Source organism: Acinetobacter sp. ANC_7512 (genome assembly GCF_056779935.1).
Genome location: NZ_JBWYIX010000001.1, coordinates 309,783 through 329,146, shown reverse-complemented (window position 1 = coordinate 329,146; position 19,364 = coordinate 309,783). Strand labels below are relative to the sequence as shown.

Here is a 19,364-nt window from a genome sequence, read left to right as displayed (position 1 = left end):
CCCTTATTCTTGTGGCTCGATCTGGCAAAGCAATGGATGACTTTGAGAGCGCGCATAATTGTTGACTTGATTCGCCTTGGTTTCAGCAATGTCTCTAGGATAGACACCTGCGATACCTTTCCCTTGATAATGTACTGTTAGCATTACTTCGGTAGCTTGGTCAAGATTCAATGCAAAGTATTGTTGTAAAATTTCAATTACAAAATCCATTGGCGTGTAATCATCATTCAACAATACCACATTGTATAAGGGAGGTCGCTTAAATTGCGGTGGTGCTGTTGCTACAGCTAAATCGCCATCGGCTTCATCATTTTGTGCATCACTCAATCGTGGATTGAAGTGCCAATCCACCAATCCAGATTGTTGAAATGATAATTTAATGTCATTGAGACATTTATGACGTTTATTACTTCGCATAGCACTCTATAATCTATTATTGAGAATTTGCCGCAGCTTGCGGTACTTCAGCTGCAAATGCAGCAGTTGATTCGATTGCTTCACCACGTTGCCAACTAAAGCGCTTGGTTTGAGCACTTGAGCCTTTTACACGGATTTCAATAAATTGGGGCGTAAAGCCTTTTGGCATCGTCCAACGACCAGTTAATCGCTGATAATGGTCGAAATTGAATGATTTTTCTGAAATTGGAACAACCAAGACTTCCGTACCTTGAATTAATCTGATTTCAATTTCACCAGATGCTTTACGTTTATTCGGACTGACTTGAACTAAATCAACCTGATATTCATATACATTTTCTGGAAGCGACTTAACAGCTAAATTTTGCACTGTTAAACTTAATCCACCACGTTGTCTCAGCACTTCTCGGAAAATCGCACTCTGACCTTCAATTTGAAGTTTTTCAGCGTTGGCTTGATTTAATGCAGCATACATATCATTTGAGTTAATTACAGCAACATCACGCTCTTGAACTGAGGTATTTAATTTCTTATTCAGCTCAGATAATTCTTTTTTTTGTTTTTCGACAACTTCAACCAATTGTTCCGCGTCAGCATCATAACCAACTACAGTTAGACCTTGACGATGACCAACCGTATAGCCCAGAAGTAAACTGCCTGCACATAAGATGATTCCACCCGCCATAAGGGGTTTATTCGATTGAAAAAAACCGATATTTTTTTCATCTTTATGCTGTGACGTATTATTTGATTCTGAGTTTTGCATCGTCATCTCTAATTTATAAAATCAAAACACACATTTAACTGCAAAGTTAAATGTGTGTGAAGTCAAAAAAGGTTTTTTATGGTAATAAACCAATCACGTTAAGGCCTGCATTTTCCGCAAATCCAAACATTAAATTCATGTTTTGAACAGCTTGTCCTGCTGCACCTTTCACCAAGTTATCTTGGGCAACTAAAATGACTAACTTTGTTGGTTGTGGTTTATACAACGCAATACGTAAATCATTTGATCCACGAACAGAACGAGTTTCTGGTGAACTTCCTGCCGGCATAACATCAACAAACTGCTCGTTTTGGTAGAACTGTTCGTAAATTACTTGCAAATCGGCTTGCTGACCTGCTTCTGTTAAGTCGATATATATTGTAGATAACATGCCACGAATCATCGGCACCAAATGCGGAACAAAAAGGATATTGTCAAATACACCTTTCTGTCCCGATATATTTTCAAGCGCTTCAACAATTTCAGGATGATGGCGATGCCCTGCAACACCGTAGGCTTTGAAGTTATCAGCATTTTCAGTATAGATCATGCCTAAACTTGCTTTGCGTCCAGCTCCAGATACACCAGATTTTGCATCAATAATAATACTTTCAGGTTTTACCAATACTTCTGAAGGTCTCAGTACAGGCGCCAAACCAATTTGAACTGTCGTTGGATAACAACCAGGATTACCAATCACTTGAGCTTGTTTAATTTTTTCACGATTGAGCTCAGAAAGCCCATACACTGAATTTTTAAGTAGATCTGGACAAGCATGCTCCATACCGTACCATTTTTCAAATTGCGCTAAATCCTGCAAACGAAAGTCAGCGGCTAAATCGATTACTTTTGTATTCGCTGCTACTAATTCTTCAGCGTGTTTCATCGCTACACCATGTGGTGTCGCAAAAAACACAACATCGCAAGACTTTAATAAATCTAAGCTTAAATCTGAAAACTCTAGATCGGTATGACCACGTAAACTTGGAAACATATCATCGACACGACGACCAGCCTCAGTACGAGAAGTCAGTGCTTTCACTTGAACATTTGGGTGTCGCAGCAAAAGACGCAAAAGTTCAACGCCTGTATATCCTGTACCACCAACAATACCAACTGAAATCACGATATCTACCTCTAAATGACTGTATTCGTTACAGGCAGTAGTATGACAGGAACTTGTGACTTTCTGAACCCTTTCATATGGGAATGCTGTTATTTTATAAGTTTAATAATTTAGATGGCTCTGTTAAGCATCTAATAAAGTCTATCATGTGACTTCATTGATTTACCTGCCAACTCAAATAGCATAAATACAGTGCAAATATAAACCCTGGGAGAGCAAGAAATACGATCGGATCCTGTTTCACAACAAAAGGAGTTACTCCCCATACCGAACATAACCCTCCACTCACGGAAAGCAATTTAGAAATCTTTTTTTTGATTTATCTATAAAGTTGCCATGATCAATAATATCAACCACGCTATAGCCCCGCCAAAAAGCGATAAATAGTTCGTCCAATGAAAGTGAATAGGATTACTCGGGTTCAGTAGAATATACATGAGGATGCTATAAAGCATTAAAGCAGGTACAGACAAAATTAGAATCAAAAAACACACACCAATTCGTCTTATGAGCATATTAGAAACAAACTAACCAAACAGAGCAATCATGATAGCCAAAATTTAGAATACCAGTCGCCAGATCAGACTAATTGACTAGCGCTAAACAATTGATTTTTTAATATCGACAAAGCAATCCCAGCATAATAATTAATTATGCATCCACCAATATGGCAACGGCGTTATTTTTAATTTTTTTCGGTTAAGTTTAAAATCTGGATCATACTTCGCCACTTCCGCCCAAAACTGAGCACTATGATCAAAATGCTTTGTATGTGCTAATTCATGCACACAAACATAGCGTGTTATTTCCTGAGGAAAAAGCACCAAAGCACTATTCAACATAATGTCATGACGTGCTGTACAACTTCCCCACCGCGTTTTTGGCTGACGAATCTTACAGCCATGATAAGCTAAACCACACTGATCAGATACTTGAGCCAGATATACAGGCAGATGCTGTTTAGCATAATCAATAACAAAGGCTTTTAAATATTGTTCAGGCTGACGATCACTCACACACAGCTCATTCATCACTGAATCAAACTTATAGTTGAATTTCTGCTGAATATATTGAATTTGAATAGGATTTTCTAAATTAAATAACTGTAAAGATAAAGGTAAAACGCGATCAATCTGTTGAATTTTACTTTGTTGTGCCTGCCAAGTTTGAACAATCCAAGCTTCTGAATCTTGAACAAACTGTTGTATTTGTTTATGGGTACAAAACCATGGCGCAGTCACACGAATTGACGTTCCATCTATACGTAGACGTAGTCTTTTCGATCGAATACTTTTGTTGATTTCAATATCAGGAAGGTCGGATAAAGTCATTGTTATTCTTTAATTATTAAATCCCCATCTCCCCCTTTAAGAAAGGGGGAAGAAAAGCCCCTCTATTTAAAAAGAGGGAGTTTAGGGAGACTAGCTCGTCAAGGAGTTAAAATTAAATCGCTGTACGCTCTTCAATACCGTTGTTGGTCGCAACAATCGCAATGTCTGCTTTATTCAAAGCAAAGATACCGTTGCATACCACACCAGGGATATCATTCAATGTTTTTTCAAGCTCAAGTGCATTTAAGATATTTAAGTTATGCACGTCTAAAATCACGTTACCATTGTCGGTCACTACACCTTCACGGTACGCTGGGTCGCCACCTAAAGAGACAATTTTACGAGCAACAGCAGAACGTGCCATTGGAATCACTTCAACAGGAAGTGGAAAATCACGCCCCAACTGATCTACCCATTTAGAATCATCTACGATACAGATAAATTTTTTTGCAATCGATGCCACGATTTTTTCACGTGTCAATGCCGCACCACCACCTTTGATCATGTGCATATGACGATCAATCTCATCTGCACCATCTACATATGCATCAAGACCACCCACTGAGTTCATATCTACCACTTCAATACCCAGCTTCTTCAAACGCTGCGCAGTCGCTTCCGAACTTGCAACTGCAGCTTCTAATTGAAGTTCAGGAAGTAAATCAATCAAAAAGTTAACAGTACTGCCTGTGCCTACGCCTAAAATGCCCCCTTTCGGTAAGTGTTTTAAAGCTGCTTGTGCTGCTGCTTGTTTTTTCTCATCTTGGGTTGCATATAGACTCATGACTTCACTCAACTAATTTGGACTTTTGCAGTTATTTTAAACCGCTAAGCCTTATGGTTTGTTACAATAAGCGCCTATTTTAAACTGTTAGATGGAAAATTAACATGCTGTCTCGTTTGGTTCGACAAATTTTACAAGCAACGGTATACGACGTTGCTATCGAAACCCCACTCGAAGCGGCACCACGAATTAGTGAACGTCTTAACAATAATATTCGTTTTAAACGTGAAGACCTACAACCCGTATTCTCCTTCAAACTCCGCGGTGCCTATAACAGAATCAGCCAACTTCCTAAAGCTCAACTAGAACGAGGTGTCATTACCGCTTCTGCTGGTAACCATGCTCAAGGTGTAGCACTCTCAGGAAAAAAATTAGGAATTCGCGCGATTATTGTGATGCCTAAGACAACACCAGACATTAAAGTCCAAGCTGTAAAGCGTTTGGGTGGTGAAGTCGTACTTCATGGTGATTCTTTTGACATCGCAAATAAATACGCAATTCAACGTGCGCAAGAAGAAGGAATGACTTTTATTCCGCCTTATGACGATGAACTCGTTATGGCTGGTCAAGGTACAATTGCCAATGAAATTTTACGTCAATGGCGAGATGTGGATTATGTATTTGTTGCCGTTGGTGGTGGAGGTTTGATTGCAGGTGTTGCTGCTTACCTTGGTGATGTAGCACCGCATGTCAAAGTTATTCCTGTGGAATATGACGAGTCAGCTTGTTTAAAAGCTGCTTTAGAAGCAAATGAACGTGTGATTCTTCCTTCAGTTGGTTTATTCGCCGATGGTACAGCCGTGGCGCAAATCGGTGAAAAACCTTTTGAAGTGATTCGTCTGCAAAAATCTGACAATTCAGGTCCAATCGTAGAACCAGAAGTTGTTCTTGTGAATACTGATGAAATATGCGCAGCAATTAAAGACACCTATGATGAATGCCGTAGTATTGTTGAGCCGTCAGGTGCGATGGCACTTGCAGGGATTAAAAAATATGTGGCTGAGCACGGCTTAGAAGGTAAAAACATCGTTTCAATTGTATGCGGTGCAAATATGAACTTTGACCGTTTACGTTATATTGCAGAACGAACTGAATTAGGTGAACGTAAAGAAGCTATTTTTGCTGTCACGATTCCTGAACAAAAAGGTGCATTCCTCAATTTCTGTCGTGCCCTTCAAGGTCGAAATATTACTGAATTCAACTACCGTGCAAGTAGTGCGACTGCAGCGCAAGTATTTGTTGGAATTAGTTTAAAAAGCGGCGAAAAAGAACGTCAAGAAATATTCGAGACATTAAAGTTTCAGTATGATGTGGATGACTTATCTGACGATGAAGTTGCCAAATTACATATTCGCTACCTGATCGGTGGTCATGCTGATATTGAAAATGAACGTTTATTCCGCGTTGAATTTCCTGAACGTCCAGGTGCATTATTAACATTCTTGGAACGTCTTGGTCCAACGCATAACATTACCCTGTTCCATTATCGTAATCATGGTGCGGCTGAAGGTCGTGTATTGGTTGGACTCGAAGCTGAAGATGCACAACAAAACCCTGATGGTTTAGTTGAAACGTTAGAAAGTATCAATTATCCATACGAAGAAATTACCAATAATCTTGGTTATCAACGTTTCCTCAAATAAAATCAATACAGCCTGTCATTTTGACAGGCTTTTTTAATTCAATAATTGATATACAATTAAAATCGAAAGATAGAAAAAACGATCACTTTAAAATTTTAGATATTAAGATAAATCATGCAAATATGGTTCAGTTTTGTAGTAATTCCTTTTCTCATGTGGATCATCTTTTCCGCACTTCTGTTTATTTCGAAATATCTATATCCTGAAGTTACCACCTTAAGCAAATCCCTCGAAGTTTTTATTTTTTTAGGTTATGCAGCACTCCCCTATATCATGTTGGGATTAGCACCTATTTATCGTTATCGTATGACGTTGATATATATGATGGCAATTGTGCTCATGACAAGTTTCGTTCATGCTAACTTTATGATCGATCATATTCATTTAACTTATATTTACTTAGCACTTTCATGGACATTGATTTCAATTACGATTTACTATTTTTATAGTGATCACAAATAATCCTCAATAAATGAATTGAATCAACTCAGATCAACAAGATAAACTCACTCAAAGCGAAATTAAAATCAAATCATTACTTTCTGATCTTTAAAATTTTAGGATATTCAATGGCGCTATTTGCAGTAATTGGCTTAGGCAGCTTTGGTGGTACAGTTGCATTAGAACTCACTCAATTAAAACATGATGTGATTGGAATCGATACTGAAAAAAAATACGTTGAAAATATCTCTGATAACATCAGTCATGCTGTCATCGCCGATGCCACAGATGAACATGTACTTCGAGAACTGAATGTACAGAATTGCGATGCCGTCGTTGTCGCAATTGGAGAAGATATTGAGGCCAGTATTCTATGTGTCCTCAACCTTAAAAATTTAGGCGTAGAAAAAATCCTAGTAAAAGCAAAATCGAAAGCCCATCATATGATTTTGACGCATCTCGGTATTGGTCAAATTATTCATCCAGAAGAAGACATGGGTATTCGCGTTGCACAATCATTAAGCTACCCAATGGTTAGACGCTATATGGCGTTGAATGATGACCGTTATATTGTCAAAGTGGAGGTGGGTGAAAAACTACAAGGTGTAGAATTTAAAGATATCATGGAGCACAGCGACGGCGTACAAACATTATTATTACAACGTGGCACACATGTAATTTATGACATCGCACCTGGTACATTGCTGCAAAAAAATGACATTTTAATTGTTGAAGGTCCTGTCAATCTTTTACGTAAACTCTCATCGAGATTTATTTCGAAATGATGAAATTTTATGATCAATTGATCAATAAAAAAACGCAAAGTATTAATTTGAGTCCACCAAGTTTGCTTGCTTTGGGCTTTCTCAGTTTTATTATCATTGGAACATTACTGCTAAAACTTCCCTTTGCACACGAAGGAAATGTCTCTTGGCTAGAAGCCTTATTTACCGCCACGTCTGCTGTGACAATTACGGGACTTTCTGTGGTCAATATTGGCGAGGCATATACGACTTTTGGTCAGTTCATCATTATGCTACTCATCCAATGTGGTGGCTTAGGATTCATGACCTTCGCAATTTTGGCTGCATTGAGCCTTTCCACTAAACTTGGTTTAAAGCAACAAGTGATGGCTCAAGAAACAATTGGTCAAACCAGTTTAGCAAGGGCCTCGTTCACTGTTAAAGCCGTCTTATTGTATTCTCTATTTTTCGAAGGGATTGGAACATTCATCCTGACATTTACATGGCTTCAATACTACGATTTTAGTGATGCTCTGTTTTATGCAGCCTTTTACAGTATCTCAGCATTTAATAATGGTGGTTTCTCTCTTTTTCCAAACAGCTTAATGAGCTTTTCAGGTCAATATGCTGTAACACTGACCATAAGTATGTTGTATATCATTGGTGGAATAGGTTTTGTGGTACTTATGGATATCAAACGCGCTCATAAGTGGAAAAAACTCTCAACAAACAGCAAACTCATTCTTTCTACTATCGCAGGACTCAATCTATTTGCCTTTATTATGATTTGGTGTTTAGAAGCAAATAATCCATTGACCCTCGCCCCAATGTCAATTGGAGACCAAGCATTAAATGCTTGGTTTCATGCCACAGTACCGCGATCCTCTGGATTTAATAGTATTGATATGGCCAGTATGAGTGATCCAGCAACCTTGGTGACTATGCTATTAATGTTTATTGGAGGCGGATCTTTAAGTACTGCTGGTGGTATTAAAGTAGGTACATTTATTATTGTAGTATTAAGTGTGATCACGTTTTTGAGACGAGCTGACGAAGTCACTGTTTTTAAACACTCGATTCCTGCAACTGTCACCTATAAAGCTCTTGCGGTCATTAGCATAACTGCTATGCTCATTTTCATTGGTTTCTTTACGCTGTTAATTTTAGAGCCTAATAAACGTTTTCTAGATTTACTATTTGAAGCTGTTTCCGCGGCTTGTACAGTCGGATTATCTAGAGGTATTACTTCAGAATTACAACCTGCAAGTTTATATATGCTCATGATACTGATGTTTGCGGGTCGTCTCGGTCCTTTGACATTGGCTTATTTAATTGCAACCCCTAAAAAAAGCAGGTTGAGTCATCCTAATGCTGAAATCCAAGTGGGTTAGATAGAATTCACTTGGATCTAAGGTGAAGTTGATCGATAAAACACGAACCAATCCAAAAATAGATCAGATGATTATAGCCATAAGTGCGTTTTATGATAGCCATGATTTCTTTATGCAAAGCATTGAACTTATCATGAATTAACACAAACTTAGAACTTTGCAATCAATAACCCAATACAAAGAAATTAAAAGACTCAAGGTAACCCCAAGTCTTTTTACCATATGCGTGTGATTAAAAAAATTATGATTGGAAACCAATATAACGATTGAGGTTGTCGACACCCAATGCAACTTTATAAATTTTAAACTGAGCTAAATCAGAACGTGTAATCTCAGTAAACACATCCGAGTTTTCATCATCTGCATGAATTTCATCTACTGTGCGAGGCATAGTTGCTTCAAATTCATCTGAAATAAATTCAAATCCCAAGTCCATAGCAATAAACAATGTATGATCACAAGGTTGAATATATTGCTCTTCATTCCAGTCGATAACAGCGTGTTGACAATGCGGGCACTGTACATTTTCTTGAGGATCTTGAAGTTCAATTGTTGTATAAGCCATGTCAACCTTAAGTATTACGTGCTATAAAACATAAGTTTAACCATTGCTTTTAGATTTTTAAATAGCCCTCTTTATTCATTACTACATATAACAACCTTAGATTTTAGAGAAAACACAGCAACTCAATTGACTATTCAGAACAATAATGTATTTTTTAACAAAACGTCGCATATATGGAATGAATCCATGCTTTCAGATTTAGATGATTTTTATTGCTTTGCCCTTGTTGTCGAACATGGTGGTTTTAGCGCTGCCGAGCGAGCAACTGACATTCCCAAATCAAAATTGAGTCGACGTGTTTATAATTTAGAAGAAAATCTCGGTGTAAGGCTTATTCAACGTAGTTCACGTCATTTTGCTGTCACTGATATTGGGATGAACATTTATCGCCATGCGCAAGTAATGATGAATGCTGCCCAATCTGCTCATGATTTGGTAGATCATTTAAGTGAACAACCAAGAGGCTTAATTCGTGTCAGTTTACCCGTATCAATTGCCCAGCATGAAATGACCAAAATACTGCCAAATTTCCTTAAGCAGTATCCTGAAATCAAAGTTCAATTGATGGTTACTAATCGACGTGTCGATATCATCAATGAAGGAATTGATTTAGCGCTTCGTGTTCGCTCAAGTTTGGATGATGACCCAAGTTTGGTCATTCGAAAATTTGAAAATATTGAACAACATCTTTTCGCCAGTCAGGCTTATCTTAATGAATTTGGATCTATCAAAAAACCTGAAGAACTCTCAAATCATCGAATATTAAGTATGGTTGATGAACATACTGATCAACAACTCGTTCTACATGATTCAAACAACAAATCGATTAAAGTCAAAGTGAGTCCAGTCGTGATGGGCTCTGATCTACTTATGCTTGCACAACTTGCAAGTGACAATTGTGGGGTAGCATTACTCCCAGACAGTATTGTTGAAGATTATATTAAAGATGGGCGTCTTGTTAAGGTTCTGCCTAACTGGAATGCACCACACGGTATTTTTCATGTGGTTTACCCTTCTCGCCGTGGTTTATTACCAGCTGTACGTGTGTTCATCGACTACTTAGTTGAGCACCTCACCAAAAGATAGTCACAACAGCACAAAGATTTAGAAGAATGTTGGCTTATTATTTGCTACCATTCACTCTGCTTTGTGCTAGTTTTTTTAGATTTTTATGACTTCTATTTATCAACAACAACTTGATGCAAAAATTGAACGTATCCGCAATCAATTTGCTGAATATCAACCACCTGAACTAGAAGTTTTTTCATCTCCTGAAAAACATTTCCGTATGCGAGCTGAGTTCCGTATTTGGCATACAGAAGATGATATGTTTTATGCCATGTTTGAACGCGCGGAAGATGGTATTCAAAAGAAAGTTGTACGTGTTGATGAGTTTCCAATCGCGGATAAATCTATTAATGATTTAATGCCAGTTCTCCTGTCTGAACTAAAATCAAATGCAGTGCTCTCTAAGCGTCTGTTTGAAGTACATTTTCTTTCTACGTTGAACGGTGAAATGCTGGTTTCATTGATTTATCGTTGTCCGCTTGATCAAGACTGGGAACAACTAGCAAAAAATTTATCTTCAAAACTCAATATTAAGATTATTGGTCGCAGCCGTGGTCAAAAAATTGTATTGACGGATGAATATGTAGTTGAAGAATTACAAGTATTTGACCGTAAATTCAAATATAAGCAAATTGAAAGTAGCTTCACGCAACCTAATGCGCAAGTTTGTCAAAAAATGCTGGAGTGGGCATGTAATGCAGCTCAAACCAGTGATAAAGATCTTTTAGAGCTTTATTGCGGTAATGGTAATTTTACCCTTCCATTATCGCTAAAGTTTAATCGCGTTCTAGCAACGGAACTGGCTAAATCATCAGTTTATGCAGCGCAATGGAATATTGAGCAAAATCAAATTAATAATATTCAAGTTGCTCGCCTTTCAGCTGAAGATTTTACCTTAGCATTCAATGCAGAACGTGAGTTTAGACGTTTACAAGAAGCCAATATTGATATTCAAAGTTATGACTTCGATACTGTATTTGTAGATCCACCTCGTGCAGGCATTGATGATGATACCTTGAAGCTGCTTCAACGCTTTAAACGTATTATTTATATTTCATGCAATCCAGATACTTTGCACGACAATTTAAAGATGTTATCGGAAACTCATAAAATCACTAAATTTGCGCTGTTCGATCAATTTCCTTATACCCACCATGTCGAGTCAGGCGTTCTTTTAGAGAAAATTTAAACAATTTATTTCTTACTAAATGGACAGTTCTTACACTGTCCATTTTTTATGCTTTTTGAATTTCACTTAAAAATCATATGAATAAAGAAAAATTTAATTTTTCAATGTCATAATTTCGTTAAACTTTAGGTTTATCATCGAAATATTTATTTTAAAATGTGCCTTAAATCACGATTACAAACTTGCATTAAATTTTAAATCGACTATATTTCGACCTATCTTTGGTTGCAAATGAAGGCTCTATGAGTTTTTGGCAAAAGCTGTTTTCATCAGATTCGCAGCAGAACGAGCATAAAAATCAAATTGCTTGTGTTGAAAATGATTGTTCATGTAAGACTAACGATCAGTTGATCGAGGCTTTACAAAAGGCATCAGATGAAGATGTAATCCGCGGAATCAAAAAAGTTCTTATTTCGCGTGGCTATTCAAAAAAAGATCTTACTGATTTATTGAGTAACAAAATCACCCTTCAGTAAAGAAAAAAAGCACTGCATAGACAGTGCTTTTTTTATGATAAATTTTCTGTTCAATTTAAAAATGTTCAATTAAGATAAGCTCATAGGATAATTAAAAATACATTTGGGGATTCAATGAAAAATATTCTATTCATTATTTTAGGGGCGACTTTCATATCGCTTAGTGGTTGTAATAAGCTACCTTCAGCATGTGAGGAAGTTTGGGGCAACATTGAAAAATTAGCGAAAGAGAGCGGTATTCCTCAAACTGCCATAGATCGTCAAAAAAACGAGTTTGAAGAGCAAATTAAACAGCTTCCTAAAGATGATGCAATTAAAAATTGTGAAGCACAAAATGCTTTCTTCTCATAACTTCATTTGAGTTGAATAAAAAATTTAGGCACCTTTTTTAGAGTGCTTATATTGTATTTATACCTCATTATTTATTTCCAATTCGGTTATACTGTGGACTCTCTTTCAATAAATGTACATCTGTAAAGTTATTGGAATATTTTATAAATGCGGCATAAACACGTCAAAACATTCCCTCTTGGTGCTCACTTAATTGTTAAGCATTTTGGTTATTCACATCATGGTATTTATGTGGGTAAGGGTCGTGTTATTCATTATTCAGGTTTTGCTCATCTCTTTAAAAAACATCCGATCGAAATTACATCTCTGCAAAAATTTGCACATGGCAAAAAAATTACGATTCGGCATTATAGCACCCCCAAATATTCAGGTCGTGCTGTCGTAAGACGAATGCGCTCTCGAATGCATGAAAATAACTATCATCTCATTATTAATAATTGTGAACACTTATGTTCTTGGGCGATCACGGGCATCGAAAGTAGCCCACAAGTCATCAAAATGATGAATAGACTCACCACTATTGGTTATATCAGCTCACTCATGAGCTACTTAAATAGTCTTCTTTTAACTTTAGCAACCACCTGTTTTGCTTTGGTATTTTATATTAAGAAAAAGTTAAATGATCAGCGCAAACTGAAAGGCCCTGTGTATATCGCTTTACAGCAGCATCACAAAATAAAGCAAAAAAAAGCCCCGCTTAAGCAGGGTTTCGAGGAAAACAAAGTTTCAAATTAACCTTTCGGTTGAATTAAATATGCGCTTGAAAATCCAAATAGTCAAATATATATTTGAAATATAATGTTATTTTAGTTTTTATTTATAACTTATTAAATTATTATTAAATACTCACCTTTATCTAATCATATGAATTTAATCACAAAAATTAATTATTAACCTAAATTTGAATAAAAAAAAGCCTGAATCAATCAGGCTTTTTTTGATATTACCAAACTTTATTTTGCAGGCTTAAAACTGTCTTTTAAATCCAAAATACGGTTAAAGACAGGTTTTTCAACAGTATGATCAAATTGATCAGCGACAAAATAACCTTCACGTTCGAATTGGAATCGATCTTCAGGTTTCGCTTGAGCTAAAGCAGGCTCAATTACCGCTTGAACAATTTTTAGAGAATCTGGATTTAAATTCGCTAAGAAATCATCGTCCGCATCAGGTGCGGCTTCAGTAAATAGACGATCATAAATACGAACTTCAGCAGGAATCCCTTTATTTGCAGATACCCAATGAATAACACCTTTGACTTTACGACCTTCTGGATTCTTACCTAAAGTATGCGGATCGATAGAGCATTTCAGTTCAACAACTTCGCCATTTTCATCCTTAATCACTTCATCACATTTAATCACATAAGCATGACGTAAACGGACTTCACCACCAGGAATTAAGCGTTTAAACCCTTTAGGCGGCTCTTCCTCAAAATCTTTACGATCAATATACAATTCAGAAGTCAGTGGAATTACACGATCACCCATATCAACATTTGGATGGCGTGCGTGTGTTAAATCCATATCCTCTGGAAGGTTGGTCAATGTCACTTTAAGTGGATTCAATACCGCCATACCACGTGCAGCAGTATTTTCTAATGATTGTCGAATGCAGAATTCAAGCATTGCAACATCGACAATACCATCAGTTTTAGATACGCCCACACGCTTACAGAAATCACGTAAGCCTTCTGGAGTAAAGCCACGACGACGCATTCCCACGACTGTAGGCATACGTGGATCATTCCAACCATTGACGTAACCACCTTCGACCAGCTTACGTAATTTACGTTTTGAGGTGATGGTGTAATCAACATTCAAACGGCTTGATTCGTACTGGCGTGGAACTGCTGGAGAATTTACCTTAGCGACAACCCAATCATAGAACGGGCGATGGTCTTGGAATTCAAGCGTACATAACGAGTGCGTAATGCCTTCAATCGCATCAGACAAAGGATGAGCATAGTCATACATTGGATAGATTTTCCACGTATCGCCTGTTTGATGATGCTCAGAATGTAAAACACGGTAAAGAATTGGATCACGCATATGTACGTTCGGTGATGCCATATCAATCTTGGCACGAAGTACTGCTTGGCCTTCTCCAAGCTCACCATTACGCATTTGTTCAAAACGTGCTAAGTTTTCTTCAACCGTTGCATCACGTTGCGGAGAATTTTTACCTGGTTCTACAAAATTTCCACGATTCAGCTTAATTTCTTCAGGAGATTGCAAATCGACATATGCATCACCTTGTTTAATTAATTGAATCGCCCATTGATACAATTGATCAAAGTAACTTGATGCGTAGCGTGGTTCACCATTCCAGTCGAAACCGAGCCATTTAACATCGTTCGCAATACCATCTACATATTCTTGTTCTTCTGCATCTGGATTTGTATCGTCAAAACGAAGATTACATAAACCAGAAAATTCTTCTGCAATACCAAAATTCAGGCAAATCGCTTTAACATGTCCAATGTGTAAATAACCATTAGGCTCTGGTGGAAAGCGCGTCACGACTTTATCTGTACGCCCTGCTGCAAGATCTTCTGTAATTACTTGACGTACAAAGTCTAAGCCCGGTTGTTGTTCTTGCTGCGCAGCATCGACTGATGGATTGTTAGTCGTCGGGGTATTTGGCAGGGATGAAACAACATCATTCGGCTTCATAGTTGATAAATCACTTCTATAAGATAAAATAGGATAATTAAAACGCTATCTTCATATTATTAACAAAGAAAATAACGTTTTTGCTTGCCTTGTAGTTTACAGTTTGCTTATGCTTCTCTCAACCACAAACCCATGGCTTTTTGTCCATGATCAGGAGATTATAGAATGAGTTTTCCTCAAGTCGAATTAAACACCAATAAAGGACGTATTGTTCTAGAGCTTAACTCTGAAAAAGCACCTAAAACTGTTGCTAACTTTTTAGAGTACGTTCGTGATGGTTTTTATGATGGCGTAATTTTCCACCGTGTAATTGACGGTTTCATGATCCAAGGCGGTGGCATGGATGAAAACTTCAAAGAAAAAGCAACTCGCGATTCTATTGAAAATGAAGCTGACAACGGTTTAAGCAATGACGAAGGTACGATTGCTATGGCACGTACTCAAGCTCCTCACTCAGCATCTGCACAATTCTTCATTAACGTGAAAAACAATGCTTTCCTTAACCATACTGGTAAAACAGCTCAAGGCTGGGGTTATGCAGTATTTGGTAAAGTTGTAGAAGGTATGGACGTTGTTAATGAAATCAAAGGCGTTCGCACTGGTAACCGTGGCTACCACGCTGACGTTCCACTAGAAAACGTTGTGATCGAATCTGCTAAAATTATCTCTGAATAAAAAACCTACCCCTTAACTTATTAAGTTTTCAAGCACTGCTTTAAAACAAATATCATGTTCAAGGGATTGTTTCACCATCTAAAGTTGATGGGGATGTAGGCAAATAAGGAATATTAAGTGACCTATCTGTTTATTTCAGATTTACACCTGTCACCTGAACACCCTCGACTCGTTCGAGGGTTTTTAGATTTATTAGATCATTATCAAGACCAGCAAACCCAACTCTATATTTTAGGTGATTGGTTTAATGCATGGATTGGTGATGACTATACAGCTCCTTGGCTCGATGAAATCGTTGAACGCTTAAAAAGATTTACTGCTCAGGGAAATCAAGTTTTATTTTCTATCGGCAATCGTGATTTTGCGCTGAATCAAATTTTTTTAAATAAATTTGGTGGTCAGTTGCTACCAGAAATTTCTTATTTACAAATCAACGATGTCAATATTCGTCTCGAACATGGCGATGCCTTGTGTACAGACGATGTCGCCTATCAACGTTTTAAAAAAATAATCAGAAATCCACTCATCATTTGGATACTGCGGAATACCCCACTTTCTTTTCGTACTCAACTTGCAAATGGATTTAGAAAAAAAAGCCACGAATCAAAAGAATTTAAATCTTATGATGTCATGGATGTAAATCAAGATGCTGTCCACGATGCATTGAAAGAAGTTGATTTACTAATTCATGGTCATACGCATCGCCCTCAAATCCATATCTCTCAAGATAAAAGAAGAATTGTTTTAGGCGACTGGCGTTTGGATCAAGCTCAAATTTTGGAAATTAATCAATCGAAATTCTCTAAGCAGTCAATCAATGATCTGACACTGAAAACATGGTCTTATTAGTTCCTCTATTTTTATAATGATCTCATCAACCTTTAAATTGAAATTTCACTCAATGTTTGAATATTAATCAGTATGTTTTGCTTTAAGTTTTTTTGCATATGATAATAACGACTCAATTCAATTCGTGAGTTTGTCATGTCTAATTTCAGCAATATTACTGTTCAACACCATGAAGATGATAAAGTGTCATTATTAATCGATGGTAAAGCAATCTCTGAACGTTATGATGTACGGCTAGATGCCACAATTATTGATGAACTCAAAAATCTTGCTGATGGCGCCGCATTGACAATCTTTGAACAATTTATATTTTCCCATCAAGATCTCAACTTTGAGCATTCATATCAATATGTGACTAACATCGTAAACCATAATAACGATTACGAATTGATCACCCACCTTGTCTACAAAATTAAGGCCGCAGACCAAGCACCGATCGAACATAATATCAGCAAGAATGGTCAACCTATGACTGAAGAAGATGTGCGCGCATTTATCAACCAACAAATTGCAATGTCATTAGAAAAATATACTGATTTAAAATATGCCTATTGATTTAAAGACAAGTCAGATTTTTTCATATCATTTAGCATCAACTATAGAAAATATTTAAGTTCAGAGTCATTTAAAATTTTTAGATGAATATATTGTGAATAATCGGAGGATAATATGGATTTGTTAAACATCTCCCAATCTCGCTACACCACCAAAGCATACGATTCTTCAAAAAAGATCCCTCAAGAAAAGTTTGAAAAATTATTGGAATCTTTAAGGCTCGCACCTTCATCTATCAATATTCAACCGTGGCATTTCTTTGTCATCGAAACTGATGAAGCCAAACAGCGCATTGCTAAAGCACTGGTTGGTAAGTATGTTTATAATGCACCCAAAGTCCTTGAATCTTCACACACAATTCTGTTTTGTACGCATAAAGACATTACAGACTCTCATCTAGATCGATTATTAAATCAAGATGAAATCAGTGGTCGTTTTAAAGATGACCAAGCAAAACAAGCTCAAAAAGATACGCGCTTAGGCTATGTTGATTATTATCGCAACGAAAAAGGCGATATCCAGCGCTGGTCTGAAAATCAAACTTTTATTGCACTTGGGCAAACCTTATTTGCTGCAGGTTTAGAAGGTATCGATGCCACTCCAATTGGAGGATTCGATGAAAAAATTATCGCTGAAGAGTTAAATCTTGACGCAAAAGGCCTGATTCCATCAGTGCTATTGGCACTTGGTTATCGAAGTGAAAAAGATTTTAATGCCAAATTACCTAAATCTCGTTTGAATGCAGATCAAGTTTTCACTCGACTATAAATGTATTTGCCACAATAGTTTTCACGCTATTGTGGCTTTTCATTAAGCCGCTATTTTCTGTGAAATTTCTAAACTGATCATTGCAGCAGTTGCAGCTGACAGCGTCCAACCCAGATGCCCATGACCGGTATTATAAAAGACTCTCGGATGCTTCCCTTGTCTTACCACTGGCATCATATTCGGCATCATCGGTCTTAATCCAGCCCAAGGGACACAATGCTCAGTTGAAATATCAAAATTACGATTCACCCAATGAACCAAAGGTTGTATGCGATCCATACGGATGTCTCGGTTATAGCCATTAAATTCTGCAGTACCAGCAATTCTTAAACGATCTCGACCTAATCTCGACGTCACAATTTTTGCACTTTCATCCAATAAACTTACCCATGGTGCATGTTGTTGGCTATGTTCATCATTCAACTGAACTGTAATCGAGTACCCTTTCACTGGATAAACATTGACACGATCTCCAGCCTGTTGTGCTAAATGATAGCTTCCAACTCCACCACAAATGACCATTGCATCAGCTTGAATAAATCCATCGGGTATATCTCTACTTTTAGGATCACAAGCGCGATATTTAGCTGAAACTTGTTCTGTTGAATGATCCAGATTTAAATCTTCAACTTCTACACCGTATAAAAATTTCCCACCTTTATTCGCCACCACTTGGGCTAAATGCGTGGTGTATTTGTGTATATCTCCTGTGGCATCGTCAGGACAATAAAAACCACCGTAATATTCTCCCTTCAAACTTGGTTCAATACTGTGAATTTCTCCATTTGTAACAGCGTGACGCTCTAATCCACCTTTGCATAACAAATCATTCACTCTTATTGCGACATCATAATCCTGCTGATTATGATAAAAGTGCAAAATTCCACGCTTTTCCAAATCGAATTGAATATTTTCTTTCTGTGCAATTTCGAATAGCCGTTTTCTTGCCAATAATGCCAGCCTTACCGTTTCTTGTGTGTTGGCTTCGTAATGCTTGATATTACCCATAAATTCAATCAGCCAAGCGTATTTATGCAAATCAAAAGATGGGTTGAGTAATAATGGTGCATCTTTTTGGGTCATCCACTTGATACCCTTCAGTACCGTTGCTTTCTGATTCCACACCTCTGCATTACATGCAGAGAGTTGACCTCCATTCGCAAATGAAGTCTCCATTGCTGGGTATAAGTTTTTATCCAAAATCGTGACTTGATAACCAAGTTCTAACAATTCGTAGGCAGTGGTTATTCCTGTAATGCCAGCACCAATCACCATAATATGTGACATAAAAGCTCCTTGAAAATTTTATATTTTCAATGCCCCATCTGTCACGGTACCTGAGAGCTTCGGAAATCTTCATAACATATGATTATTTCCATCCCCTTCGGTGAGTCTAAACATCATTAGACTTCTCTCCAGATGATTGAGAATAATTACAGTCCTTTTGCCTGAGAGATTCCGGGGTCGTTGCTCCTTCGGCGGATCTACAGAAGACCTCTCTCCTGCAATATTCGTTTAATTCTTATTCAGCAATTAATATGCCATAGTTAA

At 37.3% G+C, this 19,364-nt stretch carries 21 protein-coding genes and 1 riboswitch; of the genes, 13 read left to right on the top strand and 8 right to left on the bottom strand.

The features are described from left to right. Window positions 1-3 precede the first annotated feature (3 nt). The 5 genes from clpS to rpiA form a co-directional block, all read right to left on the bottom strand. Window positions 4-417 carry an ATP-dependent Clp protease adapter ClpS gene (gene clpS, locus AC1M9H_RS01610; protein ID WP_035263688.1) on the bottom strand — a complete coding sequence of 138 codons (414 nt, stop codon included), beginning with the start codon at window positions 415-417 and terminating at the stop codon, window positions 4-6. A 16-nt stretch (window positions 418-433) separates the two neighbouring features. Beyond that, window positions 434-1,183 carry a DUF6776 family protein gene (locus AC1M9H_RS01605; protein ID WP_481612590.1) on the bottom strand — a complete coding sequence of 250 codons (750 nt, stop codon included), beginning with the start codon at window positions 1,181-1,183 and terminating at the stop codon, window positions 434-436. Between the two features lie 76 nt (window positions 1,184-1,259). Continuing rightward, window positions 1,260-2,309 (bottom strand): N-acetyl-gamma-glutamyl-phosphate reductase, encoded by a 1,050-nt coding sequence (gene argC, locus AC1M9H_RS01600; protein WP_481612589.1) that lies wholly within the window; start codon window positions 2,307-2,309, stop codon window positions 1,260-1,262. 647 nt (window positions 2,310-2,956) lie between these two features. Further along, window positions 2,957-3,640, bottom strand: a complete 684-nt coding sequence (locus tag AC1M9H_RS01595) for a M48 family metallopeptidase (protein ID WP_481612588.1) — start codon at window positions 3,638-3,640, stop codon at window positions 2,957-2,959. 112 nt (window positions 3,641-3,752) lie between these two features. Beyond that, entirely contained in the window at window positions 3,753-4,424 is a 672-nt protein-coding gene (gene rpiA / locus AC1M9H_RS01590; RefSeq protein ID WP_481612587.1) for a ribose-5-phosphate isomerase RpiA, read from the bottom strand. 104 nt (window positions 4,425-4,528) lie between these two features. Here rpiA and ilvA point away from each other — a divergent pair, with 104 nt between their 5' ends. The 4 genes from ilvA to AC1M9H_RS01570 all read left to right on the top strand — a co-directional run bounded on the left by ilvA (window position 4,529) and on the right by AC1M9H_RS01570 (window position 8,642). Next, complete coding sequence (gene ilvA / locus AC1M9H_RS01585; RefSeq protein ID WP_481595349.1) at window positions 4,529-6,067, top strand: threonine ammonia-lyase, biosynthetic; 1,539 nt, start codon at window positions 4,529-4,531, stop codon at window positions 6,065-6,067. Between the two features lie 114 nt (window positions 6,068-6,181). Beyond that, window positions 6,182-6,529 carry a hypothetical protein gene (locus AC1M9H_RS01580; protein ID WP_481587510.1) on the top strand — a complete coding sequence of 116 codons (348 nt, stop codon included), beginning with the start codon at window positions 6,182-6,184 and terminating at the stop codon, window positions 6,527-6,529. A 107-nt stretch (window positions 6,530-6,636) separates the two neighbouring features. Next, window positions 6,637-7,293, top strand: coding sequence for a potassium channel family protein (locus AC1M9H_RS01575; protein ID WP_035263698.1), 657 nt, complete (start codon window positions 6,637-6,639; stop codon window positions 7,291-7,293). Next, a complete protein-coding gene (locus tag AC1M9H_RS01570) occupies window positions 7,293-8,642 on the top strand; it encodes a TrkH family potassium uptake protein (protein ID WP_481588561.1) in 1,350 nt (449 codons plus the stop codon). Before AC1M9H_RS01575 ends, AC1M9H_RS01570 begins: the two co-directional genes overlap by 1 nt. A gap of 241 nt (window positions 8,643-8,883) precedes the next feature. On the opposite strand, the gene AC1M9H_RS01565 is transcribed toward AC1M9H_RS01570, so the two are convergent. Next, window positions 8,884-9,207 (bottom strand): hypothetical protein, encoded by a 324-nt coding sequence (locus tag AC1M9H_RS01565; RefSeq protein ID WP_180027794.1) that lies wholly within the window; start codon window positions 9,205-9,207, stop codon window positions 8,884-8,886. Window positions 9,208-9,393: 186 nt separating this feature from the next. On the opposite strand from AC1M9H_RS01565, the gene AC1M9H_RS01560 reads away from it, so the two are divergent. The 5 genes from AC1M9H_RS01560 to AC1M9H_RS01540 all read left to right on the top strand — a co-directional run bounded on the left by AC1M9H_RS01560 (window position 9,394) and on the right by AC1M9H_RS01540 (window position 13,026). Next, window positions 9,394-10,293: a LysR substrate-binding domain-containing protein gene (locus AC1M9H_RS01560; RefSeq protein WP_035263702.1), complete on the top strand. Its 900-nt coding sequence runs from the start codon at window positions 9,394-9,396 to the stop codon at window positions 10,291-10,293. An 85-nt stretch (window positions 10,294-10,378) separates the two neighbouring features. Then, a complete protein-coding gene (gene trmA, locus AC1M9H_RS01555; RefSeq protein WP_035263704.1) occupies window positions 10,379-11,464 on the top strand; it encodes a tRNA (uridine(54)-C5)-methyltransferase TrmA in 1,086 nt (361 codons plus the stop codon). Window positions 11,465-11,706: 242 nt separating this feature from the next. Further along, window positions 11,707-11,940: a hypothetical protein gene (locus AC1M9H_RS01550; protein WP_035263705.1), complete on the top strand. Its 234-nt coding sequence runs from the start codon at window positions 11,707-11,709 to the stop codon at window positions 11,938-11,940. A 114-nt stretch (window positions 11,941-12,054) separates the two neighbouring features. Further along, window positions 12,055-12,291: a hypothetical protein gene (locus AC1M9H_RS01545; protein WP_481612586.1), complete on the top strand. Its 237-nt coding sequence runs from the start codon at window positions 12,055-12,057 to the stop codon at window positions 12,289-12,291. Between the two features lie 147 nt (window positions 12,292-12,438). Further along, complete coding sequence (locus tag AC1M9H_RS01540; RefSeq protein WP_481612585.1) at window positions 12,439-13,026, top strand: lecithin retinol acyltransferase family protein; 588 nt, start codon at window positions 12,439-12,441, stop codon at window positions 13,024-13,026. 218 nt (window positions 13,027-13,244) lie between these two features. Here AC1M9H_RS01540 and AC1M9H_RS01535 read toward each other — a convergent pair whose 3' ends face one another. After that, window positions 13,245-14,966, bottom strand: a complete 1,722-nt coding sequence (locus AC1M9H_RS01535; protein WP_035263709.1) for a glutamine--tRNA ligase/YqeY domain fusion protein — start codon at window positions 14,964-14,966, stop codon at window positions 13,245-13,247. Window positions 14,967-15,131: 165 nt separating this feature from the next. On the opposite strand from AC1M9H_RS01535, the gene AC1M9H_RS01530 reads away from it, so the two are divergent. The 4 genes from AC1M9H_RS01530 (at window position 15,132) to nfsB (ending at window position 17,813) form a co-directional block, all read left to right on the top strand. Continuing rightward, window positions 15,132-15,641 (top strand): peptidylprolyl isomerase, encoded by a 510-nt coding sequence (locus AC1M9H_RS01530; protein ID WP_035263711.1) that lies wholly within the window; start codon window positions 15,132-15,134, stop codon window positions 15,639-15,641. Between the two features lie 117 nt (window positions 15,642-15,758). Then, the gene (locus AC1M9H_RS01525) at window positions 15,759-16,490 is read left to right on the top strand and encodes a UDP-2,3-diacylglucosamine diphosphatase (protein ID WP_481612584.1); all 732 of its coding nucleotides are present in this window, start codon (window positions 15,759-15,761) and stop codon (window positions 16,488-16,490) included. A gap of 135 nt (window positions 16,491-16,625) precedes the next feature. Continuing rightward, entirely contained in the window at window positions 16,626-17,045 is a 420-nt protein-coding gene (locus AC1M9H_RS01520) for a hypothetical protein (protein ID WP_035263715.1), read from the top strand. Between the two features lie 114 nt (window positions 17,046-17,159). Continuing rightward, window positions 17,160-17,813 (top strand): oxygen-insensitive NAD(P)H nitroreductase, encoded by a 654-nt coding sequence (gene nfsB, locus AC1M9H_RS01515; protein WP_035263717.1) that lies wholly within the window; start codon window positions 17,160-17,162, stop codon window positions 17,811-17,813. A 42-nt stretch (window positions 17,814-17,855) separates the two neighbouring features. On the opposite strand, the gene AC1M9H_RS01510 is transcribed toward nfsB, so the two are convergent. Next, a complete protein-coding gene (locus AC1M9H_RS01510) occupies window positions 17,856-19,100 on the bottom strand; it encodes a D-amino acid dehydrogenase (protein ID WP_481607419.1) in 1,245 nt (414 codons plus the stop codon). 139 nt (window positions 19,101-19,239) lie between these two features. Beyond that, window positions 19,240-19,328, bottom strand: a riboswitch (glycine riboswitch). Window positions 19,329-19,364 lie beyond the last annotated feature (36 nt).